This is a genomic window from Pantoea sp. Seng (assembly GCF_009829935.1).
GTDB classification, from domain to species: domain Bacteria; phylum Pseudomonadota; class Gammaproteobacteria; order Enterobacterales; family Enterobacteriaceae; genus Pantoea; species Pantoea communis.
Window position 1 is genome coordinate 244,685 of the sequence record NZ_SZZV01000006.1, and the last position, 23,354, is coordinate 268,038.

The window sequence follows — 23,354 nt, forward strand, 5'->3', positions numbered from 1 at the left end:
ATCAATTCCTTGCAAATCAGTAGACTAAAATCAGTGATAACGCACAGTAACTACATGGGAATCCATTTAGCTTCGAGCCTGCACCAAAAAGGGTGCCTGGGACTCTCATAAATCAAGGAGAAAGTGTGCGCCAGATCATACAAACCTTTACATTCCTGTTACTGATTTCGTTCACTATTCCTGTTGCCAGAGCCGCCGATAAGATGGATTTCTGGCTGCAACCTCAACATGGCGGCAACAGTTTTAATCGCATTCCACCCAATACTGCTTATTTCAATGCTCTCCACACTTACGGTGCCTCTTGGGTGCGGCTCTCCTGGGATAAATGGCCCACCAAACAGCGTGATTTTCTGCTGGGCAGTGCGGATCGCTACCAGGGATTAGTGGCGGAAGATGTCGCCACTTTGAGAAATGTGCTGGATAACGCTGAGGCAGCAGGGTTGAAAGTGGTGATTACGCCGCTTTCCTTACCCGGCATGCGCTGGTCACAAAATAATGGCGGACAGTTCGACGACCGGCTGTGGCAAGACAACGCTTTCTGGCAGCAAAGTGCCCGTTATTGGCGTGACCTTGCGGCTGCATTGCAAGACCACCCTGCAGTAGCGGCATACAACATCATTAATGAACCCGCACCGGAGAAAATGGGCGGTCTGGACGAACATGCGTCTGCCGCAACCATGAAAAGCTGGTATCTGCAGCACAAGGGTACCGCGCGGGATTTACCGGAGTTTTACCGCACCGTGATTGCGGCGATTCGCGAAGTCGATCAGCAGACGCCGGTGATGATCGACAGTGGCTGGTACGCTGCCGCCGATGCCTTCACGTATTGGCCACAGCCGCTCGAAGATAAACGGGTGTTATATAGCGTGCACATGTATGAGCCTTATTCCGCCACCAGTGCACCGAATGCCAAACGCAAAGCGCCCTGGCCTTACCCGGGTAAAGTCCCGTTTGCGGGATTGCAGCAACAGTGGGATGCACAACGCGTAGCAGAATATTTAGCGCTACCGTTTGAGTGGGCGAAATCGCACGATGTGGCCCGCCATCAAATGGTGGTTGGTGAGTTCGGTTGTGTCCGCACCTTACCAGGGTGCACGCAATATCTGGAGGATGTGTTAAAGGTGCTGGATCAGCAGCAGTCGCACTGGGCGTTTTACAGCTTCCGGGAAGACAGCTGGGATGGGATGGATTACGAATTGGGCGACAAGAAAGTACCGTGGCAATACTGGCAGGCTGCGGAGCAAAATTTACCCGATACCGTTCCACGCCATGCGACGAAAGAGTTTGAGCCTATACGCAAACGTTTAGAACGATAAAATCTTGTTAAGAAGAAAACGTTCATAAGCCATGGTAAAAGCAGGCTGTTGAATACCTGACTAAATCTGAATACCTCACTTCAAACCGCGCCATCGCTGGCGCGGTCATCCCCGTCACCACGGGCGCCGAGTTCTATTCCCGAAATCTGGCAATAGATATCCGTTTTTCGCATTTGTGATCGCTGCACATCTTACTGAGAATGGCTGCGGGACGTTCTGAGGATGACAATTTCTTTCCGCTGTGAGGTGAGAAAGAAGAAAAATACATCGCTACCTCAACGCCTTTTCCCGACAGGGAAACATTTATATATATCAGGAGAAGGTTCCAGTGAAACTCGCCAAAGGTATCACCTTGCTTGCACTTGCATTGAGTGCACACACCGCGTTTGCCGCCGATCAATCCGTCCCGACTGACAGTTCACTCCATGTTAAGGCCGACCCGGCACTGAAAAGCCTGCTGCCGGCGGATGTGGTTAAGCGCGGCTACATCGTGGCAGGAACCAATCCCAACACGCCGCCGACCACTTTCTATAAAGAAGACAACAAAACCCTGGCCGGACGTGAAATTGACGTGATGAACGCCGTGGGCGAACGCTTAGGGATCCAGGTCCAGTGGCGGGACACCGGCGGTTTCGACAATATCATTCCCGGCCTGAAAACCGGTCGTTACGATGTGGCACTCTCCAATATCAACGCCACCGCGACCCGCGCCAAAATTATCGATTTCGTGAGCTATTACGATGCCAGCCTGTTGGGCATTATTTCGCGAAAAGATGCCAATGTGGCACCGTTCAAAACCCTTGACGCCGTGTGCGGCCTGGAAGTTGGCGCAGGTTCAGGCACCACGCAGGTGACGCGTCTGGAAGAAGCCAGCAAAGCCTGTGAAGCCGCGGGTAAAAAACCGATCAAAGTATCCGTATTCCCGGATCGTCCAGCCGGTGTTCAGGCCGTGGTCAGCGGTCGCGTACCGATGTTCCTCGGCCCGTACGAAGGTCTGCTGTGGCAGGCGAAGGTGATTAAACCTATCACCCTGAGCGGCGAAATCACCGTGCATGACGCGCCTGTTTCTGTGGCTTTCCCGAAAGATTCTGCGCTTGAGCCTGCGGTGCAAGCGGCACTTAACTCGCTGATCAAAGATGGTAGCTACCAGAAGATCCTCGACAACTGGGGCATCGGTTTTGGCGCGGTTAAAGAATCCAAACGTAACCAGGAAATCTTTCAATGAGTGATGTACGTGACCACACCGATGATTTGAAAATTGTCGGCAAACGTTACTACGGACGCTGGCTGAGTGCGCTGGTGGTGCTGTTGTGCGTCGTGGCAATGGCGCACTCGATGATTAACAATCCACGCTTCGAATGGAGCGTGATTGCGGAAAATTTCACCGGCGAATCGATCCTGCAGGGCGTATTAATGACGCTGCAACTGACGGCGATTTCGGTGGTGCTGGGCTTTGCGTTTGGTACGGTGCTGGCGCTGATGCGCCTCTCATCCAACCCCGTGCTGGTGGGCGTGAGTTGGTTCTATACCTGGTTCTTCCGGGGTGTGCCGATGCTGGTGCAGCTGTTCCTGTGGTACAACATTGCCGCGCTCTATCCAACGATTTCACTCTCTATTCCCGGATTGGGCGAGCTGTGGAGTACCCAGTCTAATGCGTTGGTGAGTCCATTCAGTGCGGCAGTGATCGCGCTGGTGATGCATCAATCTGCCTATGCCGCAGAAATTGTGCGTGCCGGTATCCAAAGCGTGGGAAACGGACAACTGGAAGCCGCACGTGCGCTGGGTTACCGCCCCGCGCAGATTTTCCGACACACGGTGTTGCCACAGGCGATGCGCGCCATCATGCCACCTGCCGGTAATGAAATTATCGGTCAGTTGAAAACCACGGCCGTCGTGTCAGTCATTTCGCTGCAAGACGTGTTGTTTTCCGCGCAGATCATCTATCAGCGTACCTATGAAGTGATCCCGCTGCTGCTGGTGGCGACGCTGTGGTATCTGCTGATGACCTCGGTACTGTCGATTGGTCAGTTCTACGTTGAACGCTATTTTGGTCGTGGCGTTACGCGTCGTGAAAAACGCAGCCTGTTTAAATCCTTGCCGGGCTTTAGCGCGCAAAAACCTGAAAGGAGCGTAAGCAATGGCTGAAGCGATCGCCTTACGTAAAGTCACTAAACGCTTCTCTGGCGTCACGATTCTGGACGAAGTGAATCTCGATATTCCTGCCGGTTCTGTCACGGTCATTCTTGGGCCTTCTGGTTCGGGGAAATCCACTTTGCTGCGCTGCATCAACCACCTGGAAAAACTGGATGGCGGCACCATTCGTATTGGTGGCGAAATCATTGGCTACAAGCAGAAAGGCCAGGCGCTGCATGAGTTAAGCAGCAGTGAGATTGCGCGTCAGCGTGCGCAAATTGGCATGGTGTTCCAGCAGTTCAACCTGTTCCCGCATCGCACGGTGTTACAGAACATCGTTGATGCACCGATGCGCGTGAAAAAGCAGAACCGCCAACAGGCGACCAGCAAAGCGCTGTCACTGCTTAAGCAGGTGGGGCTGGCAGGGCGCGAAGAGGAGTGGCCGCAGAATCTTTCCGGCGGACAGCAACAGCGTGTGGCCATTGCGCGCGCGCTGGCGATGGACCCGGGTGTGATGCTGTTCGATGAGCCGACATCGGCACTGGATCCAGAACTGGTGGGCGAAGTGTTGCAAGTGATTAAGCAACTGGCGCACTCCGGCATCACCATGGTGATTGTGACGCACGAGATTGGTTTCGCGCGCGAGGTTGCCGACAACATTGTCTTTATGGAAGACGGCAAAATCGTGGCGGCCGGACCGACTAAGCAAGTCCTCGACGACCCGGAAAACGGGCGCGTAAGAAACTTTATTGCAACGGTGCTTTAAGCACCGTTTTTCATTTTTGATAGCCAGGAACAGTGATGACGCAAAAACCGGTAATGCACAGCGCCCACTGGGGCGCTTTTCATGCCCAGCAATCGGGCGACCAGCTCACTATCGAACCCTTTAAAGGCGATCCCGATCCCAGCCCGCTGCTGCAAAATTTCCGCACCGCTTTAAATCATCCGGCACGCGTCTCGCGCCCGATGGTGCGTCGTGGCTGGCTGGAAGAGGGCCCCGGCCCCGATCAGCGCCGGGGCAATGACGAATACGTTGCGGTTAGCTGGGAGCAGGCTTACGAATTAGTGGCGCGTGAATTGAAGCGCGTGGGCGACACTTATGGCCCAGAGGGCATTTTTGGCGGTTCTTATGGCTGGTCGAGCGCCGGACGTTTTCACCATGCGCAAAGCCAGGTACACCGATTCCTGAACACCACGCTGGGCGGCTATGTGCGTTCGGTAAACAGCTACAGTTCCGGCTCTGCTTCGGTGCTGCTGCCACATATCGTCGGCGACATGAACGAGATTGCGCGGCGCGGCGTGAGCTGGGAAGAGATTGCTCAGCACAGTGAAATCGTCATCGCCTTTGGCGGTCTGGCGCTGAAAAACTCGCAGGTGGCGAGCGGTGGATTAAGTGAACACACCGAGCGCGGTTTTATGAAGCAGGCTGCACAACGCGGCACACGTTTTATCTCAGTAAGCCCATTGAAAAGCGATCTACCCGACGAAGCCAAAGGGGAGTGGCTGGCCTTGCGTCCAGGCACCGATGCCGCCTTTATTCTCGGTGTTCTGTCCGTATTGATTGAAGAACAGCTAACGGATGAAGCCTTCCTCAGTCGCTATACCGTGGGTTGGCCGGAAATGGTCGCTTATATCCGTGGTGAAGAAGATGGCACGCGACGCGATGCCGCCTGGGCGGCAGAGATCTGCGGCGTCAGCGCGGCCTTTATCGCTGATTTTGCCCGTCACTTACCCGGTAAGCGTGTGCTGGTCACCGTTGCGCATGCGCTGCAACGTTCGGAGCACGGCGAACAACCGGTGTGGCTTGGGCTGGTACTGGCCGCGGCGCTGGGCCAACCGGGTTTACCGGGCGGCGGTTACACCTATGCGCTGGGCGCGTTGGGTCATTACGGTAAGCATCACAACCTGGTAAGTTTCCCGGCTTTACCGCAGGGCAAGAATGGCATTGATCGCCTGATCCCGGTGGCGCGCATCTCAGACATGTTGCTCAATCCAGGTAAGCCGTTCGACTACAATGGCCGCCGCTTAACCTATCCGCATATTCGTCTGGCTTACTGGGCGGGCGGTAATCCGTTCCACCACCATCAGGATTTAGCGCGACTCCGTCAGGCATTTTGTCAGCTGGATACGCTGATTGTGCATGAGATTGCGTGGACGGCCAGTGCACGGCATGCCGATATCGTGTTGCCCGCGACCATGACGCTGGAGCGAGAAGATATCGGCGGTGCGCCAACCGATCGCCATCTGTTTGCTATGCAGCCGGTCGCGCAACCGCACGGCGAAGCCAAAGACGATTACGCCATTTTTGCTGAGCTGGCGCGCAGGCTGGGACGTGAAGAGGCGTTTACCGAAGGTCGCGATACGCGTGGCTGGCTGAAACACCATTACGCACAGTTGCAGCAAAAGCTGGCAACGCATCAGGTCGACATTCCCGATTTTGAACAATTCTGGCAGCAGGGCGTGCTGGAATTGCCGCAGCTTAAAGACGGTGGACGGATGATGAATGCCTTCCGCGCCGATCCGGATGCTGCACCACTGCCAACGCCGAGCGGGAAAATCGAAATCTACTCGGCGACGATTGCCAGTTTCGATTATGAAAACTGCCCCGGACATCCGGTGTGGCGAGAGCCGCAGCAAAAGCCCGATGCCGACCATCCGTTCTGGCTCATTGCCAATCAGCCCGCGACGCGTTTGCACAGTCAGCTGGATTTCGGTGATTACAGCCTGAGTGGCAAACGTGATGGACGTGAGGTATGCAGCCTGAATCTGGATGATGCGGCATCGCTGGGCATTCAAGACGGCGAGATTATTGAGCTTTACAACCAGCGAGGTCACGTACTCGCCAGCGCGCGTGTAACCGACACGGTGATGCCCGGCGTGGTGCAGCTCCCGACGGGTGCCTGGTACGATCCCGTCGATCCCACCGCACTGCGTCCGCTATGTCGTCACGGGAACCCCAATGTGCTGACGCTGGATATTGGCACATCGTCGCTGACGCAGGGCTGCAGTGGTCAAATCACCGTGGTGCAGGTTCGCAAATACGCCGGAGAATTGACGCCGGTGCAGGCATTTATCCCGCCGCAAGGTTAGCGTTCTCAATGGGCGGCCGCATGGCCGCCCCAGAACATTAATCTTCTAACTGCAACCACATTACGCGCAGACGATGCCCATCAGGATCGATAGCCGTGAAGGTGTAGCCAAAATCCATCTCGGTCGGTGACTGTACAATGGTGATCTCACGGAACTCGCCCCATTCGTTGTAGAGGAAATCGACGTCGGCTTTGTGCTGCACTTTAAAAGTGATTTCACCGTTGGCCGTAAAATGTTGCGTCTCCACCGGCGGTTGAACGGTGTATTTCGACCACAAACCCAGTTTGAATCCATTCTCAAAAACAAACATCGCAAAAGTGGGCGTGACATTAATCGGCTTGATATCGAACAGCGATGCATAAAAGTCAGCGCTTTTGACGACGTTCGGTACATAAAGGATGGTCATATCAGCAGTAAACATGGTTTTTTCTCCTTGTGGGTTTACGGCTGCATAGTACGAGGCGGCTGTGACAAATTCTGTCAGTAGCCGCAGCCACGCTGGAAAGTGGGTCAGTTAAGAGTGGCGAGGCTTTACACGGAAGTCGCTAATTCAATCTCTGAGCCTGGCGTCGCCGGGAGTCAATCATTGACAAACCCTGTGTGCTAATGGTTGTATTGCGCAACCAATTTGGCAAGGTACCGTAAATGACTACTGAACTTCAAAACATAAAAAACATCCGTGTGTCATCACGTTTAATGGTGCGAGAACTGGGTTTTATGAACCAAAATCTGGCTGCAACGGATTATCCTCCCTCAGCCGTTCACGCCATGCTTGAAGTTGAACTTCATGGCTCAATGACAGCGGCTCAACTGGTGCAGATTTTAGGGCTGGAGAAGTCCAGCGTCAGCCGCATGCTCGCTAAACTCGTTGAAGCCGGAGAACTTGAAGAAAGTCCATGTTCAGAAGACGCGAGGACCAAGCGACTGAGCCTCACCGGGAAGGGTAAAGATACCGTGCAGAGCATCAATGCTTACGCTGACCAACGAGTAGCAGCAGCGCTCAGAAAACTCGATCCCTTTACTCAGGACGCTATATCACAGGGCCTATCGTCATACGCCAGCGCGTTGAAAGCCTGTCGGGAAAACACCGCAGGGCAAGTGCAAAATAACGTCAAGATAGTCTCGGGTTATCATGCAGGTATGATTGGTCGTATTACAGAAATGCATGGCAGCTTTTACGCCAGAGAGCATCACTTCGGCCATTTCTTTGAAGCGAAGGTTGCTGCCGGTCTGGCTGATTTTGCGTTGCGACTGGAAAAACCCTGTAATCAGATTTGGCTGGCAATGTTGAATGAACGCATTGTCGGGTCAGTTGCCATTGACGGTGAAGATCTGGGAAATAATGAGGCGCATCTGCGCTGGTTCATCCTTGAAGACGGGTGTCGTGGTAGCGGATTGGGCAGAAAACTGATTTCAGAAGCGACGAGATTTTGTGATGAACAGAAATTCGCTTCAGTACAGTTATGGACGTTTAATCAACTTACCGCGGCCAGACGATTGTACGAATCATTTGGATTTGAATTGTCAAAAGAATGGGAGGGCGATCAGTGGGGAAGCCCCCTTACTGAGCAACAGTTCAGCAGAAAAATCGTTTAGGCATGCTGGATTATCGACACAGTTTTGACAGTTTTTTTCTGGATGGGTTACCAGCGAATATCTCTTTGCCAAAATTACCGCTGTAGGACGTGCTCGCTTTAACAGCATCTGTCAGGAGCATTACGTGAACTTTTAGTCGCGCTCGCGCTCAATATCCTGATAATACACACAGGATTTAATTTATTGAACGCTGTAAACGGAGAGATGAAATGGTCAATGACTACTTTGCACCACCCCCAATGGGTATGACGCCAGAACAACACAAGCGAACCATCGCTGTGGCGGCCGCTTTAGCGGTGGCGAAGGAATCCGTCAGCGCTTCAACCTCTGCCAGCGGTTCAAAAGCGTCGTGGGATCTTCAGGCGGTAGCGAATGAAATTTCTAATCTGGCTGATGCCATTCAGGACGCCCTGGAACCTGAAGACGAGATGTAAAGCCAGCGAACCCTCACATGACGGTGTTTTAAACCGTTTTGTGAGGGGCGAAATTTTTTTATTTTTCTCTGCATCCAGTTGGCCCCCTCCTTACGTATATCCCGTTGTGAGCAAATTCTTCGCTCCCCTACAACGAGGATTTATGATGAAAAAGCTAATCACCACCGCAGTCATCTCTGGCGCGCTGATGTTCTCCGCCACGACTTTCGCAGCCATGAACTCTGATTCTGTCATGGTTGGCGGTGCCGCTATGTATCCGCAGAAAAACATCATTGAAAATGCACTCAATTCTAAAGATCACACTACGTTAGTGGCCGCAGTGAAGGCAGCAGGTTTAGTGGAAACACTCGAAGGAAAAGGGCCTTTCACTGTGTTCGCGCCAACCAACGCCGCGTTTGCGAAATTGCCTGCTGGCACCGTGGATAATTTGGTAAAACCAGAAAACAAAGCCAAATTGACCAGCATCCTGACCTACCATGTCGTGGCCGGTAAATACGATATGAAAGCGCTGGAGATGAAAATTAAACAAGGTGGCGGTCATGCGGAACTGAAAACCGTTAACGGTCAGCCTTTATGGATTATGAGCAACGGTCCTCACAATATTCAGTTGAAAGATGGCATGGGTAATGTGGCCAATATCAGCACTTATGATGTGAACCAGAAAAATGGTGTGATCGACGTCATCGACACCGTCCTGATGCCTAAGTAATTGTCTATACTCGGAAGGCATTTCAATGCCTTCCGGGAAAAACATGGATAACGTTTTGGCTCAACAGCAGGTGAAATTATTGCGGGCGATTGCGCAAGGCGATCGCCCGGCATTTGAACAACTGTATCGACTCACTTCTCCGCATTTGTTTGCAGTTGCATTGCGCACTTTACGCCAGCCAGCCTGGGCAGAAGAAGTGCTGCATGATTGCTTCCTCACCATCTGGAACCGAGCCGACAGCTATGATGCCGCACTCAGTGCCCCCATGACATGGATGACGCATATTGTGCGTAACCGCTGTATCGACTGGTTGCGCAGTGGGCAGGCGCGTGAAGCGCTGGCGTCAGAGGAATACAGTGACAGTACTCAGGAAACGGATGCTGATAATACAGAGCAGCCATTTGATGATTCGCAGGCGGCCCGTTTACAACATTGCTTGCAGCACCTTAGCAGTGAGCAACGGCAAAGTGTGACGCTGGCTTACTATCAGGGGATGTCGCACAGCGATATTGCCGCCTGGTTACAACAGCCGGTAGGGTCAGTGAAAAGTTGGATCCGTCGTGCGATGGAGCATCTTCGGGAGTGCGTGGGCCTATGAACAACAACAAGCAACATGATGACGCGCTCGCGGCCGAATATGCATTGGGAACACTGCGCGGCAATGCCCGTTTGCGCTTTGAACGGCGGCTACAGCAGGAACCTGAACTCGCCGCGAAAGTCGCCAGCTGGCAGACGATGTTAACCGGATTAGATACGCACTTGCGGCCTCAAACACCGCCTGAACGCGTCTGGAAAAAGATCACGTTAAGCCTGCCGGCTAAAACTCCGGTTAAACGCGCCAATCCTTACCTGGGTTGGCTGGTTGCTGCGGGTCTGGCGGCCATTACGCTGGTCTCTTATTACAACTATCGCCCGGAAGAATTCGCACCGCTGATTATTCTCGGTGATGCGCAGCAGCAGGGGCAGTGGGTGGTGAGCCGCAGTAGCGATAGCCGCTATCTGCAACTCGCGCCGCTGAAACCCGTTGCCATTGCGACAGCTAACAGTCTGCAGCTATGGCTGATCCCTGCCGGCAAACAGCCGGTTTCATTAGGGCTGCTGGCAAACAATTCAGCCACTCGGATCGAGATGGATCAAAAAACGCTGGCAGCAGGGACAACGATTGCGATCAGTCTTGAACCTCAAGGCGGTTCGCCAACGGGGTTGCCAACAGGGCCGGTTTTGTACAGTGGCTTACTTTAGCGCGGCCTCTACTTTTTTGCTGGCGAGAACATCGCCAGTTTTGGGCAGCTCACCTGTTCAATATGCTGGTGGTAGCCAGACTGATCCTTCTTCTTCAGGGCATCAGCGGCGTTCACAATCGCATCGTGATTCTCTGAGCTATTCAGAAACACCTGCTTAATGCGTTCATTCGGTATCTCTTGCGCCAGATGGCAGTGCGCGCGCAGATCGGTGATGATCTGCTGCTCTCGTAATGCGTAGGACAGGTTGCTGTAGGGTGACTTAGCCACAGAAATAAATGAAACCATGACCAGCAATGAGCAAGAGCCAATTTTCCAGAACATAGTGCCTCCGTTGAGGGTGCTGAGGCTTTAGCAGTGTGCTAAAGCTGCGGCGATGCTATGCATTGAAGCGTGGTCGATGATCAGTGGTTTCGAAAGTTTTTTTCATGGTTATCAGAGATAGCGCAAAACAAAATGAAATACTGCTCGTTGTGGGCTTCAAACATCATGCCTCACGATAGCCATTCTGTTCCCGCAACTGGTGGTAATCCTTCCAGCGCTTAAGTAATTGAAAACGCGTTCCAGGATACACCTCATCACTCGCCTGAATTTCTTCAATACGATCAACGCGGAAGTTGCGAAAATCCTGGCGCAACTCACACCAGCCGCACAGTAAGCGGACGCGATCGAAATAGCCCAGCACCACCGGCCAAATCACCCGGGTTGAAGTGGCGTCTTTCAGATCTTTGTATCGTAAGGTGATCTTGTTGCGCGTATGGATTGCCTGGCGAATTTCGGGCAGATGAGTTTCAAACAGCACTTCACCACGTGTGGCAACCAGCAGCGATTGATGATCGAGCGCGTGAGATAAATGTTCCGGCAATACGGCGTGGATTTTAGCCAGCGCATGTTGTGCGGCAGATTTCAATTCGGCATCGGTATGGCGACTGACCCAGTCCAACCCCAACGCCAGCGCATCGAGTTCATGGCGCGAGAACATCAGCGGCGGGAGATGGCCATCTGATTTCAACAAATAACCTAAACCCGCGCTGCCCTCGATTTCCACGCCTTGCTGCTGCAAGCTGATAATGTCGCGATAGACGGTGCGCACACTTACGCTGAGTTGCTCCGCAAGATGCTGCGCAGTCACCGGATAGCGGTGACAACGTAACAATTGTACAAGCTCCATCAGTCGCTGGGTTTTGGTCATGGTGTGTGCCTAAGCTAAGAGTCTGGCAGTCAGGAGCAGTCCAGCCGCACGCACCAGAGTTGACTCCAGCGCAAGTGCGGCGACCTGTAGATTAATACGGCACTCGTCATCCCGATAGACGCAACTTCGTCTGTAATGTGGTGAACTAAAAGCGCTGCAACGGACGTGATATTAAACGCGTAATAACTGCTGCAGCACTGCCAGATCAGCGGTTGTCTGCAATGCGCTGCTTTGCAGCACCTGTTGCCGTCGCTCGCCCGATTCCTGACGCAGTGCCAGACGCAATTTACCTTCAACGTCCACACCATCGGCCAGCGATTGCTGACGGGTGCGTCGCTGTTGCAGCCGAGTGCCATCGCGCAAGGTAAGAGTGACCAGATGAAAACGTAATGCGGGATTAATGGCATCTGGCGGTGCGGTGTCGTCAGGTTCTCGTCTCACTTTCGCTGCCAGTGGCATCACAGCATGATTAAGATCGCCTTCCGCAAAATCTTCCAGCCGCAGATCGTTATAAATCAGCATTGCGGCAATCACGTATTCCAGACTGAAACGCGCTTCAATCCCATTGGTGGGCGATGTGACGGAAGCGGCAATATCGCCCCCTGGCGGGAAAGCTACGCTGATATCGGTGATGTTATCCAGCAGCGCTTCCAGCGAATTGCCGTTGGCTAACCAGCCATCACGCAGAATGCGCGCGGCTTCCGCTGCGCTATGCGTTCCGGCGCAGGTCGGGAAGGGTTTGTACTCCAGACCCGGCGTCACGATGCGCCACGGCTTGCCCCAATGCGCGACCAATTTTTCAGGTTGAGCTGCGCCGTTGCTGCTGGCCGCAAGGAAAGCCTCAACCACGCCATCCTGTTTGCCATCGAAACCGGCCAGCGTCAGCTGGGCTGCAGTAACCGCACGTTCCGCCGCTAAACCCGCGTGGAGCGGTTTGACAGCGGAACCGAACTGCGCACGCAGCCCGCTGGCCTGGGTGGTGGCGATACCGATTAGCGTGGCAGTTGCGCTGACCTCCAGTTTCAGGAGACGCGCCAGCGCGGCGGCGGCGGCAATGGTGCCCAGCGTCGCGGTGTTGTGATGACCTAACGCATAATGCTGCTGGCTGGCGGCCAACCCTAGTCGTCCGGCCATTTCCACACCGATGGCGTAAGCATCAAGGAAATCATCAATCGCTGCCGCCTGTTGCTGCTGCCAGGCAAACAGGGCAGGCAAAATCACCACGCTGGGATGACCGCGAAAATCAGCGTGGAAATCATCGTAATCCAGCGCGTGAGCGGCATAACCAAGCAGCAACGCCTGAGAACGTGGGCCGCCATCGCCATAAACGGTTCGTAGTGCCGGCAAGCCGCTATCCGGCACCTGGCCTTGCAGCACCGGCCAGCTGACAGCGAGAAAATCCTTTACCCCTTCGCGCGCGGCTTCACGTGCAGCGGCATCGGGTTGGCTATGAACGATAAGTTCAGCGAGGGCAGCGGTGATACTCATTGTGGCGCCACACTGTTCAGTGCCGCGACGGCGAGATTGGCCAGGTAACGTGAGGTCGGCAGCAGCACATCATCGTTAATACGAAATGCCGGATGATGCAGCGCATAAGGTTCACCGGTGCCAATCATCATAAAGGCACCTGGCAACTGTTGTTGATAGAAAGCAAAATCTTCACCAATCGGGCTGGCCTCTACCACGCGCGCTTCAAAGCCGCTGGCCGCTGCCTGTTGCAGCGCGAAATCGGCCCAGTGTGCATCATTCACCACCGACGGTGGACCTGCATGCCAATTGAACTCAACGTTGGCAGCAAAGGCCGCGCCAATTCCCTGCACGATCTCGCGGAAGCGTTGCTCCAGTCGCTCGCGCGTCTCCTGTGAGAATGAACGCACCGTGCCTTCCAGCCACGCGCTGTCCGGGATGACGTTCCAGGTACTGCCGCTGTGAATCTGGGTGATCGATACCACTGCATTGTCGCCGGAAGGCGCATTACGGCTGATCAGCGTTTGCGCCGCAGAAACAATTTGCGCGGCGATCACAATCGGATCGTTGCCCTGATGCGGTTTCGCAGCGTGGCTACCGGTGCCGATGATCTTGATATCAAAGCGGTCGACGGCGGCGGTCAGTGGGCCGGCTTTGCTGCCAATCACGCCCGGTGGTAATGAAGGATCGTTATGAATGCCGAAAATAGTTATCGCATCCTGCAGTGCGCCGGTAGCAATCACATCCGGCGCGCCCTGGCCGGTTTCTTCGGCGGCCTGGAACAGAATACGTACGCGGCCCGATAAATTCGCTTCCTGCTGTTTCAGCAGAATCGCCGCGCCTAAGGCTGCGGAACTGTGGAAGTCGTGGCCGCACGCGTGCATCACCCCCGGACGTTCTGAACGGAACGTGACATCAGACTGCTCTTCAATCGGCAGTGCATCAATGTCGGAACGCAGCACGATCAATGGCCCAACAACAGGACCTATCTCAGCCACCAATCCGGTTTTCAGCGGAAGATCCAACACGCGAATCTGGTGCTGATCCAGTTGCTGGCGAATACGCGCGGTGGTTTCAAACTCTTCATTGGAGAGTTCTGGAAAACGGTGTAACTCATGGCGGAAGGCAATCAAATGTTGACCCAATGCGCTCTCATCAAAACTCATTATTTGCTTCCTTGTTGTTCGGCCTGACGTGTCATCCACGCATCATGCGCGCTGTCATCCAGCACTTTCTTCATATATTGGGTGATGTGGCCTTTGTCGAGATCGGTGGTATGCATCAACTGGAAGCCGCGTTTTTTATACATCTCGATTAGCCACGGATGGCTGGTGGCGGTGCCCAGTGATACCGCAGGTGCGCGCAGTTTGCCTAGCAGGATCTCGTGTTCCAGCCGGTCCTGTACCTGGCGGCCATACTGTTTGCCGGGATAATCGGGATGGGCACCGAACCAGCCAATATGCGGCAGACCAAACGGGCCTGGCAGCGGCCCCCACGGATAGCGCACGGTGACTGAGGAAACCATCACACCTTCCGCGTAGAGCGCATAAACGCCGTGGCTTTGCAGGTGACGCAGCGTCTTTTCACGGTCTGCTGTGGCGGCATCAAATTTGATGCCCAGTGCCAGCGTCGGCGCATAGGCGGCGTGCATCAGCGCCTGATAGGTTTCAACCTCATCTTCTCTAACCTGACGAAATTCAAGTGACATAACTATCCCCGGAAAAACCGCCTGGAAGCGGTAAATTGAATGCAGATTGAGCAGCGCATAGCGGTTGAAAAAGCGCAATTTAAAGTGCTAATTCAAAATACCCAGCGTGCTAAGCAACTCAGAATATCAGTAATGCCTTGTGCTTCTATATGTGAAAAATGACTAAGCTAATGCGAATTTGTGAAAATGAAATGGCGGCTTTTCCATTGCTTATATCGCGATTTACCGTAGTATGCATAAATTACATAGCGCTATAACTATTTCGCATTAACCCCATGAAATAAAATAACTTTTCTCGTTATAGCCTTATTCTTAATCAGGGTGACGACGTGTTAGCGATCAAATCTCCGCGTGCTTATGCACATGAAGCTGGCCTGCGTAAGCGTGCTGGTGAATTTATCAAACCTTATGCCACACATATCCGCATTTTCACTTCTCCCCATGCCTGGCAAGCGGTTAACCCGGAATTAAGCCAGAGTTTAGAAACCAACGGTATCCGCTGGGAGTTGGAGTATCTGCACGGTGAATGCACCGATGCCGTGATCGAAGCGCTCAAAACCAACGTTGAGCAACAGCAAGCAGAACTGCTGTTTGCCGTGGGCGGTGGGCGCGTACTGGATGCCGCTAAAGCGGTGGGTAGCCAGTTACCGGATCTGAAGGTGATTAACTTCGCTACTTTGGCGGCGACCTGCGCTGCATGGTCACCGGTTGCCATCATTTATAACGAGCAGGGCGGCCACGTGCGCAGCCAGCCGCTGGGGAAAATGCCGGAGCTGGTGCTGGTGGACAGTGAAGTGATCGCCTGCAGCGATGTGCGCTATCTCAAAGCGGGTATTGTCGATGCGCTGGCGAAGTATTACGAATTTGCCCCTTACCTGCGCAGTAACCCGCACGATCTGGCGCTCGATCTCAAAGTAATGACGGCGCAACGAGCGCTGGATGTTTATCGCCAACTGGGTGAAGCCGCCGTCAGCGCCAATGAAAAACAGCAAGTCACGCCGGAGTTGGTGAAGGTGATTGATGCCAACATCGTACTGGCAGGCCTGGCGAACAGCGTGCGCGATCAACTTCCCACCCCCGGCTTTGCTCATGCCATTCATAACCGTCTGACGCACCAGCCTGAGCTGCATCATTGGCTGCACGGCGAGAAGGTTGGCTACAGCCTGCTGGTGCAATCGCTGATTGAACACGATGGTGTGCCTGATGCAGAACTGCTGGCACTGCTGCGTCAGTACGCGATGCCATTGACGCTGGCGCCGCTGACCGGCGAGCGCGCGGCGGCGATACGCACGATTGCAGAACAGATTAAATTTCCGGCGGCCAGCGCTGAACGTCTGCCGTTCCGCATTCATGCGGATGCGTTAGAACAGGCGCTGCTGGCAACCGAAAACCGTTTCTAACTTTTACTCTTTTATCGACCAGGACAACTTCATGGCTACTGCACAACCACAACGCATCCGCTTGGGCCTCTTCGTACAACCAGTCGGACAACACGTCAGCGGCTGGCGTCTCACGGAAAAACTCGGCGATCCCACTGACATTGACTGGCTGATCACCATCGCAAAAAAAGCCGAAGCGGGTAAATTCGATCTGTTCTTCGTCGGTGATGCGCTGGCGACCAGCATGTACCGTTTGCCTTCGACCATGGCGCGCCTTGAGCCGCTAACCATGTTGTCGGCGCTGGCGGTGAACACCAAACGTATTGGCCTGGCAGCGACGGCATCCACCACTTTTAGCGATCCATTCACCATGGCTCGCAGCTTCTCGTCGCTGGATCACATCAGCCGTGGTCGCGCAGCGTGGAACGTGGTGACGTCGTTCTCCACCGACGTGGCGCGTAACTTTAGCCGCAGCGATATGCCAAACCACGCCGAGCGCTATGCACGTGCACGTGAGTTCCTCGAAGTGACCAACAAGCTGTGGGAAGGTTGGGAAGCGGGGGCGGTACAACCGAACAAAGAGACCGGTGAATACTTCGTTAATGACAAAATTAAGTCGATTGATCATGACGGCGAGCACTTCCAGGTACAGGGTCCGCTGAACATCACGCGTTCTCCGCAGGGACGTCCGGTGATCATCGAAGCCGGTTCATCTGCAGACGGTCAAAAACTGGCGGCCGAAACCGCCGAAGTGATCTTCACCGCTGCCGCCAGTCTGGAAGAGGCGCAAACCTTCTACCGCTCGCAGAAAGATCAGGTGATTGCCGCCGGGCGTAATCCGGATCATGTGGTGATCATGCCGGGCGTGATGCCGATTGTCGGACGTACCCGTGAAGAAGCCAAAGCTCTGTGGAAAGAGCTGAACACGCTAGTGGATATCGAAAACGGTCTGCGTCAGCTGTCGCTGCGTTTCAGCATGGATCTGAGCCAGTATCCGCTGGATGGTCCGGTTCCTGAAGTGCCGCTCGGCGAAGGTAACCAGAGCCGCGTCAAATTAATGACGGATATGGCGAAGCGCGAAAACCTGACCTTGCGTGAGCTGGCCGCCGTGGCAGCCGGTTCGCGTGGCCATCGCGTGATTGTCGGCACCGCAGAAGACATCGCCGATGACTTTGAGCTGTGGCTGAAAGAGGGCGGAGCCGATGGTTTCAACATCATGCCTGCCATCATGTCAGAGCAACTGGATCTGTTCGTCGAGCTGGTGATCCCGGAACTGCGTCGCCGTGGTCTGTTCCGCGATGATTACGAATTCGCCACGCTGCGCGAGAACCTCGGTTTGCCCGCGCTGTAAACCATTTAGGAGCTGAACATGGTCACCTTATCAAAGCGTGTGCAGTCTGTGTCGCTCTCTGCCAATGCCGCGGCGCGTCAGTTGACGCGCCAGCTGAAAGAGCAGGGCGTGGATATTCTGGATCTCACCACCGGTGAGCCGGATTTTGATACGCCACAGCACATCCGTGATGCTGCCGTTGAAGCTATGAATAATGGTGAGACGCGCTATACGCCGACCAATGGCACCACGCCGCTGCGTAAAGCGGTGCAGGCCAAACTGGCACGTGAAAATCAGCTGGATTATGCGTTGGGGCAGATTTGTATCGCCAACGGGGCGAAGCAGATCATCTTCAACGCCTTCGCCGCCACCTTGAATGACGGCGATGAGGTGATTGTGCCGGTGCCATACTGGCCGACGTTCCCGGATAGCGTGCGTTTTAACGGCGGCGACGCGGTGCTGCTGGAGTGCCCGCTGGAGCAAGAGTACAAGCTGCAGCCGCTGCAGCTGGCGCAAGCGATCACCGACAAAACCCGCTGGCTGGTGCTGAATAATCCCGGCAATCCATCCGGTGCGGTGTATAACGCAGCAGAATTAACTGCACTGGCAGCGGTGCTACGTGACCATCCCAACGTATGGATCATGCTGGATGAACTGTATGAACACATTCTGTTTGATGGACGTGAACACGTCAGCTTGTTGCAGGTAGCGCCAGATTTAGCCGAGCGCATTCTGCTGGTGGGCGGCGTATCGAAAACCTATGCCATGACAGGCTGGCGCATCGGCTTTGGTGCCGGTCCGCAAGCGCTGATTGATGCCATGGTGGTAGTGCAGTCGCAGAACAGTTCTGGTGCCTGCGCCATCAGTCAGGCGGCAGCGGTAGCGGCGCTGAACGGCGGCCTGGATTTCCTGCCACCGCAACGTGCGGCCTATCAGGCGCGTCGCGATGCGATTATGGCGCAGCTAAGCCCGGTTGAAGGCATTGAGGTGTTGAATCCCGAAGGGGCGTTCTTTATCTTCTGTCGCTGTGCTGGCCTGTTGGGCAAATCGCGTGCTGATGAACGTACGCTGGAAAGCGAACAGGATGTGCTGAATTATCTGCTGGAGAGCGGCGTATCTGGCGTAGCGGGCAGTGCGTATGGCTTGTCACCGTATTTCCGTTTGTCGATTGCCACGGATATTGAAAGCGTGCGCGAAGCCGGAAAACGCATTGCGGCAGCCTGTGCAGTGTTGAAATAGGGATTTAATCGGTCGCCAGGAATGGCGACCCTACAATATCCATGCGGATCGTTTAAATCAGAAACTCATCCATCGAACCGCCCGCATCTAATACGGATTTGATCGGTGAAGGTGTACGACCCTGACCAGTCCAGAATTTTTCCTGACCGTTTTCGTCGGTGAACTTATATTTCGCCGGACGTGGAGCGCGTTTCGCTTTCGGTTTGGTTTCGCTCTGGTTTAATTTCGTTAATTCACTAATATCGATGCCATCATTCAGCAGCATCTCTTTATACAGCGCCAGTTTTTCTTCTTTTTCGCGCTGAGCGGCATTATTCGCTTCCGCTTCTTCACGGCGTTCTGCAACCACCACGGCGAACTTTTCCAGCATTTCGTCTAATACCGCAATCTCAACATCACGCGCATGGGCACGCAGCGTACGAAGATTGTTCAATGCTTTGAGTGCATCGCTCATGAATAAACCCTTATAACTTATATAACGAAGATGAGAGGGGGGCATTCTACGTTAATTTTAATCAAATGAAAATATTACCCATAATGCAGAATTGTCCGGAAAATAAGCTTTCAGCAGAGTGGTGTCAATATCGAGCAATAAGACATAAAGCAGATATTTCACTCAAGCCAGTCGAGGGTGTAGCCGCGGAAAATAGCGGCTACAAGGAGATAAATATATTCTATAGACTGCGATAAAACGGGAAGCAACCGGTGATCAGTGCGACCACTAATAATACAATTGAGGTGATAAACGACCAACGCAGCGTGAACCGTTGTGTCTGTGCATAATCCAGTTTCAGCATGCCGACCAATAAATAGGTCGAGGCAACCAGTGGGCTGAGAATATGAACCGGCTGACCGACTAATGCCGCGCGAGCCATTTCAATCGGTTCGATACCGTAGTGTCCGGCAGCCTGCACCAGCACCGGCAGCATGCCGAAATAGAACACATCGTTCGATACCATCCAGGTGACGGGAATACTGATCAAGGCAGTAATCACCGCCAGATAAGGGCCGAGTGCAGCGGGAATAGTGTGCACAATCGCCTGTGCCAGCGCGTTCGCCATACCGGTTTCAGCAAAAATGCCGGTAAACACCGCCGCAGCGAAAATCAATCCGGCTACGGCAAGGATGGCGGGCGCATGGCGGCCGATCTGCTCCTGCTGTTGGCTCAGTTGCGGATAATTGACAACGAACATGATGGCGGTGGCCAGCATAAACAGATACGCCATGGGCATCACATCCAGAACCAGGAAGGTCATCAATGCAATGGTCAGCGCCCAGTTAAACCAGAAACGCCAGGCCACGCAGTGTTTCTCTTCAAACTGCAGCACGGCAGGTTCCACCGGGACATGCGGCTGGAAACCCAGACGTTTGCGTTCACTTCTGCCGAGCATCACCGCCAGGATAAAAGTCCATGCCACGCAGGCCAGCAGCGGAAAAAGCAGCGGTACAAACAGAGCAGAGACGTCAGCCTGAACGGCGGCGGCCGCACGCGCCGTGGGTCCACCCCACGGGAACATATTGCCCAGCCCGGTGCACTGTAATAGCAGAGCGGCAACGCTGAGCTTTGATAATCCGATGCGTTCATATATCGGCATAAACGCGGAAAGCACGATCATATATACGGTCGCGCCATCACCATCCAGGGCAACAATAAAGCCAAGCAGTGCGGTGCCGACAAATATTTTCACCGGATCGCCATCGACTGCAGAAACGATTCTTTTAATAATCGGATCAAACATCCCAGCATCCGTTACGCTCATAAAATAGAGCATCGCGAATATCAACATGACGCCAGTGGGCGCAACGGTACGCAATCCTTTGATCACCATGGCACCCATATCCGCGCCATGGCCAGATAACAATGCGAATAGCGTGGGGATAAGGATTAATGCAGTCAGAGCGGAAAGCTTTTTGCTCATTAATAAGCCAATAAAGCAGATTATCATAAGCAGACTGATGATCAGCAGCATGACGAGGGTTCCTGTCCAGAGGGATAGAGCACGTTTGTGGGTAGCAAACGCAATGTGTTCGGAATAAATAAAAAACAGCGAATGATTATTTATTGTTCAAATTAACCTTCTGCAACCTCGTCTATCTGGCAATATTATCCAGCGTTTTTTTCGGCAGGCACAAGGTTAGGTATACGCGAAAGTTGTGCGTAACCTCTTAGTTTTAATAAATTTAAAATAGCGAACGGTGATGATTTATCTGGGTGTTATTTCCTCCTGTTTATCAATAAAGAGATCGTTGAATAAGCGCGGCGTGACTACCGCGCTAAATAGCTTTAATCGGCACGTTATGGCTTATTGATGATCCCGCGGCGAAGGCTTAATCGGTAACGGCAGACGGTACAGCTTCACCGGATATTCCACGGTTGACGGTTTGCCGCCGGTGGTCGCAGGCGTGCGATTGATCTGTCCGGACGGCATCCACAGTGCGCCGTCAGATACCCACATCGCGTCAATCCACACCAGGCGGGGATCCTGCACCACGGTAGTGACTTTGCCATCGGGCGCAATACGTTTAATGCTGCGGGTATTGATATCCGACGCATAGATATTGCCTTCGGCATCAATGGCCGTTCCGCCGGTGCTCCAGGTTTCGCGTACTTTCTCCGCATGCTTCGCCACTTCTGCAGCCGATAGGGCACTGTCGTTCAGATAACGGGTTTCAATGCGAGCCAGCGGCCCCGGGATCGCCTGGTAATAGAGCCATTTGCCATCCGGCGAAACTTCCAGCTGATCGAGACCCACGCGTTTTTCACGGCCATCGCGCAGAATCAACTTCTTGCCATCTGCATAAATCGGCTGATGATCAATCGAGAGAGGGTGATTATCCAGCACCCGCCAGCTTTTGCCACTTTTCAGGTTCAGCACCACTAATCCCACCGCACCCGGATCGGTGATATAGGCGAAATCACCATTAAAACGCACATCATCCAGATAGCTGGTGGGTTGCAGCGTCGGTGCCTTGAACACATAGCTGTTCAACACTTTGCCAGTGGCCAGGCTAATGTGGACCAGCTTAGCGCCACCGGGCACGGCCTGATCGCCAGTACCAATTCCTTTATTGCCCGAATCCATCACCCACAGATTGCCATCCGGGCCGATACGCAACGCATTCACGTGGTAGAAATGATGCTCCGGATCGTTAGCGTTCCACTGGTTCCAGCTGTCATCGGGAAACGCTCTCAGCTGATTGTTGATCACTTCTGCCAGTTGCAGACCCGTCCCTTCCGATTGCGTTAACGAGGCGAACAGACGGTTGTCATGACTGACGGTAATGCCATTCCACACGCGTGGTGAGGTGGCGACCTGCTCCAGACGACTGTCCTGTTGCGTTGGCAACGTCACGGGCAGCGTGTCTTGTGCCAAAACCTGGGCGCTGCTGGCCAAAGCGATCATCGTAACCAGTGCTTTCAGTGAATGTTTCATCCTTTACTCCCTTGTTAAGCGCCACAAGGTGACGCGAACAGCGTGTTGCTCTGTTGTTAATGTCATTCCATCCTGGCAGCGTAGAGTGATAAATTATATTCTCTGAATTTTATCAATTGATTCCTGGTGGGAATGAATGGAACTGAAAGATCTGCATTATCTGCTGGCGGTGAAGGAAACAGGACATCTGGGTAAGGCGGCGCAATCCCTTGGTATCACTCAGCCCGCCTTAACCAAATGTCTGCAACGTCTGGAGAAGTTTTACGCCACGCGGTTAATTCTCAAGTTGGGGCGTGGGATGCAACTCACCGAAGCGGGACTACTACTTTGTGAACGTGCTCAAAAAGTCGTGCACATGATGCAGGTCACCCGACAGGATTTACAGGCGCTGGGTGCGGGAACGGCGGGCGTGATCCGGTTGGGCGTGGCGGCCACGGCAGCGGAATTTATGCTACCGGTACTGAGTAAGGACTTGTTGCACAAAGCTCCCACCGCCAGACTCGAAGTGACGGTCGGGATGAATGATTTGCTGCAAAAGTTACTGCGTGAGAACAAGGTCGATCTGATTCTTGGTTTTCTGCCACAGGGGAACAGCGAGTTTATTACCCGTCCGCTGATTGAGGATCCGGTGGTGATTGCCGCCAGTCGTCACCATCCGCTGGCGAACATTCATCCGACGCCTGAACAGCTTGATGAATATAACTGGTTGTTACCTTCCGATAACGTCGCGACGCGTCAGTGGCTGGAACAACGCTTGCGCAGCGGTGGCTATGCGGCGCCGCGCGCGCAAATGGAAAGTAATACGCTGTCCCCGCTGCGCGCCGTGCTGGCGCAAACCCAGTTGTTGAGTTTTCTTTCCCGCCGCTTATTAAAAGGTGAGGGCGGTGAGTTGATTGAAATTCCACTGCCGCTGGTCATGATGCCGCGTACCTTTGGCTGGCAATTCCGCTCACTCAGTGAGCTTTCCCCCGCGTCACGTCTTCTGGTGGATTTGGCGGAAAAACGCTGGCCCTGGTGATCCGTTGAATACCATCACGACGAGAACCTGTGATTTATCACAGGTTTGCTCCAATAATCTGCGTGATA

The 23,354-nt window shown here is 53.8% G+C and carries 23 protein-coding genes; 14 read left to right on the top strand and 9 right to left on the bottom strand.

From position 1 onward, the window contains the following. The first annotated feature begins 125 nt into the window (after positions 1 to 125). From FD737_RS08495 to FD737_RS08515, 5 genes are all read left to right on the top strand, one after another. Positions 126 to 1,316: a glycoside hydrolase family 5 protein gene (locus FD737_RS08495; protein WP_370523037.1), complete on the top strand. Its 1,191-nt coding sequence runs from the start codon at positions 126 to 128 to the stop codon at positions 1,314 to 1,316. Between the two features lie 328 nt (positions 1,317 to 1,644). Further along, a complete protein-coding gene (locus tag FD737_RS08500) occupies positions 1,645 to 2,541 on the top strand; it encodes an ABC transporter substrate-binding protein (protein WP_058961755.1) in 897 nt (298 codons plus the stop codon). Continuing rightward, positions 2,538 to 3,461, top strand: coding sequence for an amino acid ABC transporter permease (locus FD737_RS08505; RefSeq protein ID WP_034827514.1), 924 nt, complete (start codon positions 2,538 to 2,540; stop codon positions 3,459 to 3,461). The genes FD737_RS08500 and FD737_RS08505 overlap by 4 nt, the downstream gene beginning before the upstream one ends. After that, positions 3,454 to 4,215 (top strand): amino acid ABC transporter ATP-binding protein, encoded by a 762-nt coding sequence (locus tag FD737_RS08510; RefSeq protein ID WP_160833259.1) that lies wholly within the window; start codon positions 3,454 to 3,456, stop codon positions 4,213 to 4,215. The genes FD737_RS08505 and FD737_RS08510 overlap by 8 nt, the downstream gene beginning before the upstream one ends. A 35-nt stretch (positions 4,216 to 4,250) precedes the next feature. Continuing rightward, on the top strand, positions 4,251 to 6,539 hold the full coding sequence (locus tag FD737_RS08515; RefSeq protein ID WP_160833260.1) for a molybdopterin-dependent oxidoreductase: 2,289 nt from the start codon (positions 4,251 to 4,253) through the stop codon (positions 6,537 to 6,539). Between the two features lie 37 nt (positions 6,540 to 6,576). Here the strand turns inward: FD737_RS08515 and FD737_RS08520 are convergent, their stop codons facing one another. Then, positions 6,577 to 6,960, bottom strand: a complete 384-nt coding sequence (locus FD737_RS08520) for a VOC family protein (protein ID WP_160833261.1) — start codon at positions 6,958 to 6,960, stop codon at positions 6,577 to 6,579. Between the two features lie 224 nt (positions 6,961 to 7,184). Between FD737_RS08520 and FD737_RS08525 the strand changes: the two genes are divergently transcribed. From FD737_RS08525 to FD737_RS08545, 5 genes are all read left to right on the top strand, one after another. Continuing rightward, positions 7,185 to 8,135 (top strand): bifunctional helix-turn-helix transcriptional regulator/GNAT family N-acetyltransferase, encoded by a 951-nt coding sequence (locus FD737_RS08525; protein WP_160833262.1) that lies wholly within the window; start codon positions 7,185 to 7,187, stop codon positions 8,133 to 8,135. 209 nt (positions 8,136 to 8,344) lie between these two features. Next, positions 8,345 to 8,569, top strand: coding sequence for a hypothetical protein (locus FD737_RS08530; protein ID WP_097117809.1), 225 nt, complete (start codon positions 8,345 to 8,347; stop codon positions 8,567 to 8,569). A 145-nt stretch (positions 8,570 to 8,714) separates the two neighbouring features. Next, on the top strand, positions 8,715 to 9,278 hold the full coding sequence (locus tag FD737_RS08535) for a fasciclin domain-containing protein (RefSeq protein WP_097117810.1): 564 nt from the start codon (positions 8,715 to 8,717) through the stop codon (positions 9,276 to 9,278). A 43-nt stretch (positions 9,279 to 9,321) separates the two neighbouring features. Then, positions 9,322 to 9,876: an RNA polymerase sigma factor gene (locus tag FD737_RS08540; RefSeq protein ID WP_097117941.1), complete on the top strand. Its 555-nt coding sequence runs from the start codon at positions 9,322 to 9,324 to the stop codon at positions 9,874 to 9,876. Then, positions 9,873 to 10,520 carry an anti-sigma factor domain-containing protein gene (locus FD737_RS08545; protein ID WP_160833263.1) on the top strand — a complete coding sequence of 216 codons (648 nt, stop codon included), beginning with the start codon at positions 9,873 to 9,875 and terminating at the stop codon, positions 10,518 to 10,520. The genes FD737_RS08540 and FD737_RS08545 overlap by 4 nt, the downstream gene beginning before the upstream one ends. Before the next feature lie 8 nt (positions 10,521 to 10,528). Here FD737_RS08545 and FD737_RS08550 read toward each other — a convergent pair whose 3' ends face one another. The 5 genes from FD737_RS08550 to FD737_RS08570 all read right to left on the bottom strand — a co-directional run bounded on the left by FD737_RS08550 (position 10,529) and on the right by FD737_RS08570 (position 14,886). Beyond that, the gene (locus FD737_RS08550; protein ID WP_097117812.1) at positions 10,529 to 10,843 is read right to left on the bottom strand and encodes a YicS family protein; all 315 of its coding nucleotides are present in this window, start codon (positions 10,841 to 10,843) and stop codon (positions 10,529 to 10,531) included. A 163-nt stretch (positions 10,844 to 11,006) separates the two neighbouring features. Next, positions 11,007 to 11,711: a YafY family protein gene (locus FD737_RS08555; RefSeq protein WP_097117813.1), complete on the bottom strand. Its 705-nt coding sequence runs from the start codon at positions 11,709 to 11,711 to the stop codon at positions 11,007 to 11,009. 171 nt (positions 11,712 to 11,882) lie between these two features. After that, a complete protein-coding gene (locus FD737_RS08560; RefSeq protein WP_160833264.1) occupies positions 11,883 to 13,199 on the bottom strand; it encodes an MmgE/PrpD family protein in 1,317 nt (438 codons plus the stop codon). Continuing rightward, positions 13,196 to 14,344, bottom strand: coding sequence for an amidohydrolase (locus FD737_RS08565; protein WP_160833265.1), 1,149 nt, complete (start codon positions 14,342 to 14,344; stop codon positions 13,196 to 13,198). The genes FD737_RS08560 and FD737_RS08565 overlap by 4 nt, the downstream gene beginning before the upstream one ends. Continuing rightward, positions 14,344 to 14,886, bottom strand: a complete 543-nt coding sequence (locus FD737_RS08570) for a GNAT family N-acetyltransferase (protein WP_160833266.1) — start codon at positions 14,884 to 14,886, stop codon at positions 14,344 to 14,346. The genes FD737_RS08565 and FD737_RS08570 overlap by 1 nt, the downstream gene beginning before the upstream one ends. Before the next feature lie 329 nt (positions 14,887 to 15,215). On the opposite strand from FD737_RS08570, the gene FD737_RS08575 reads away from it, so the two are divergent. The 3 genes from FD737_RS08575 to FD737_RS08585 are packed head-to-tail and all read left to right on the top strand — an operon-like array spanning position 15,216 to position 18,834. Then, positions 15,216 to 16,286, top strand: coding sequence for an iron-containing alcohol dehydrogenase family protein (locus tag FD737_RS08575; RefSeq protein WP_160833267.1), 1,071 nt, complete (start codon positions 15,216 to 15,218; stop codon positions 16,284 to 16,286). Between the two features lie 31 nt (positions 16,287 to 16,317). Next, complete coding sequence (locus FD737_RS08580; RefSeq protein WP_097117818.1) at positions 16,318 to 17,616, top strand: LLM class flavin-dependent oxidoreductase; 1,299 nt, start codon at positions 16,318 to 16,320, stop codon at positions 17,614 to 17,616. A gap of 18 nt (positions 17,617 to 17,634) precedes the next feature. Further along, entirely contained in the window at positions 17,635 to 18,834 is a 1,200-nt protein-coding gene (locus FD737_RS08585) for an aminotransferase class I/II-fold pyridoxal phosphate-dependent enzyme (protein ID WP_160833268.1), read from the top strand. Between the two features lie 52 nt (positions 18,835 to 18,886). On the opposite strand, the gene FD737_RS08590 is transcribed toward FD737_RS08585, so the two are convergent. From FD737_RS08590 to FD737_RS08600, 3 genes are all read right to left on the bottom strand, one after another. Beyond that, a complete protein-coding gene (locus FD737_RS08590; RefSeq protein ID WP_097117820.1) occupies positions 18,887 to 19,288 on the bottom strand; it encodes an H-NS family nucleoid-associated regulatory protein in 402 nt (133 codons plus the stop codon). Between the two features lie 220 nt (positions 19,289 to 19,508). Continuing rightward, positions 19,509 to 20,804, bottom strand: coding sequence for a CitMHS family transporter (locus FD737_RS08595; RefSeq protein ID WP_160833269.1), 1,296 nt, complete (start codon positions 20,802 to 20,804; stop codon positions 19,509 to 19,511). Between the two features lie 333 nt (positions 20,805 to 21,137). Then, entirely contained in the window at positions 21,138 to 22,268 is a 1,131-nt protein-coding gene (locus FD737_RS08600) for an L-dopachrome tautomerase-related protein (protein WP_160833270.1), read from the bottom strand. 136 nt (positions 22,269 to 22,404) lie between these two features. Here FD737_RS08600 and FD737_RS08605 point away from each other — a divergent pair, with 136 nt between their 5' ends. Next, positions 22,405 to 23,286: a LysR family transcriptional regulator gene (locus FD737_RS08605; RefSeq protein WP_160833271.1), complete on the top strand. Its 882-nt coding sequence runs from the start codon at positions 22,405 to 22,407 to the stop codon at positions 23,284 to 23,286. Positions 23,287 to 23,354 lie beyond the last annotated feature (68 nt).

Coding starts and splice junctions, on each gene's coding strand:
- FD737_RS08510 (WP_160833259.1), top strand. CDS start 3,454: ATGGCTGAAGCGATCGCCTTACGTAAAGTCACTAAACGCTTCTCTGGC.
- FD737_RS08580 (WP_097117818.1), top strand. CDS start 16,318: ATGGCTACTGCACAACCACAACGCATCCGCTTGGGCCTCTTCGTACAA.
- FD737_RS08555 (WP_097117813.1), bottom strand. CDS start 11,711: ATGACCAAAACCCAGCGACTGATGGAGCTTGTACAATTGTTACGTTGT.
- FD737_RS08600 (WP_160833270.1), bottom strand. CDS start 22,268: ATGAAACATTCACTGAAAGCACTGGTTACGATGATCGCTTTGGCCAGC.
- FD737_RS08560 (WP_160833264.1), bottom strand. CDS start 13,199: ATGAGTATCACCGCTGCCCTCGCTGAACTTATCGTTCATAGCCAACCC.
- FD737_RS08605 (WP_160833271.1), top strand. CDS start 22,405: ATGGAACTGAAAGATCTGCATTATCTGCTGGCGGTGAAGGAAACAGGA.
- FD737_RS08540 (WP_097117941.1), top strand. CDS start 9,322: ATGGATAACGTTTTGGCTCAACAGCAGGTGAAATTATTGCGGGCGATT.
- FD737_RS08525 (WP_160833262.1), top strand. CDS start 7,185: ATGACTACTGAACTTCAAAACATAAAAAACATCCGTGTGTCATCACGT.
- FD737_RS08505 (WP_034827514.1), top strand. CDS start 2,538: ATGAGTGATGTACGTGACCACACCGATGATTTGAAAATTGTCGGCAAA.
- FD737_RS08585 (WP_160833268.1), top strand. CDS start 17,635: ATGGTCACCTTATCAAAGCGTGTGCAGTCTGTGTCGCTCTCTGCCAAT.
- FD737_RS08520 (WP_160833261.1), bottom strand. CDS start 6,960: ATGTTTACTGCTGATATGACCATCCTTTATGTACCGAACGTCGTCAAA.
- FD737_RS08595 (WP_160833269.1), bottom strand. CDS start 20,804: ATGCTGCTGATCATCAGTCTGCTTATGATAATCTGCTTTATTGGCTTA.
- FD737_RS08535 (WP_097117810.1), top strand. CDS start 8,715: ATGAAAAAGCTAATCACCACCGCAGTCATCTCTGGCGCGCTGATGTTC.
- FD737_RS08545 (WP_160833263.1), top strand. CDS start 9,873: ATGAACAACAACAAGCAACATGATGACGCGCTCGCGGCCGAATATGCA.
- FD737_RS08570 (WP_160833266.1), bottom strand. CDS start 14,886: ATGTCACTTGAATTTCGTCAGGTTAGAGAAGATGAGGTTGAAACCTAT.
- FD737_RS08590 (WP_097117820.1), bottom strand. CDS start 19,288: ATGAGCGATGCACTCAAAGCATTGAACAATCTTCGTACGCTGCGTGCC.
- FD737_RS08530 (WP_097117809.1), top strand. CDS start 8,345: ATGGTCAATGACTACTTTGCACCACCCCCAATGGGTATGACGCCAGAA.
- FD737_RS08565 (WP_160833265.1), bottom strand. CDS start 14,344: ATGAGTTTTGATGAGAGCGCATTGGGTCAACATTTGATTGCCTTCCGC.
- FD737_RS08550 (WP_097117812.1), bottom strand. CDS start 10,843: ATGTTCTGGAAAATTGGCTCTTGCTCATTGCTGGTCATGGTTTCATTT.
- FD737_RS08515 (WP_160833260.1), top strand. CDS start 4,251: ATGACGCAAAAACCGGTAATGCACAGCGCCCACTGGGGCGCTTTTCAT.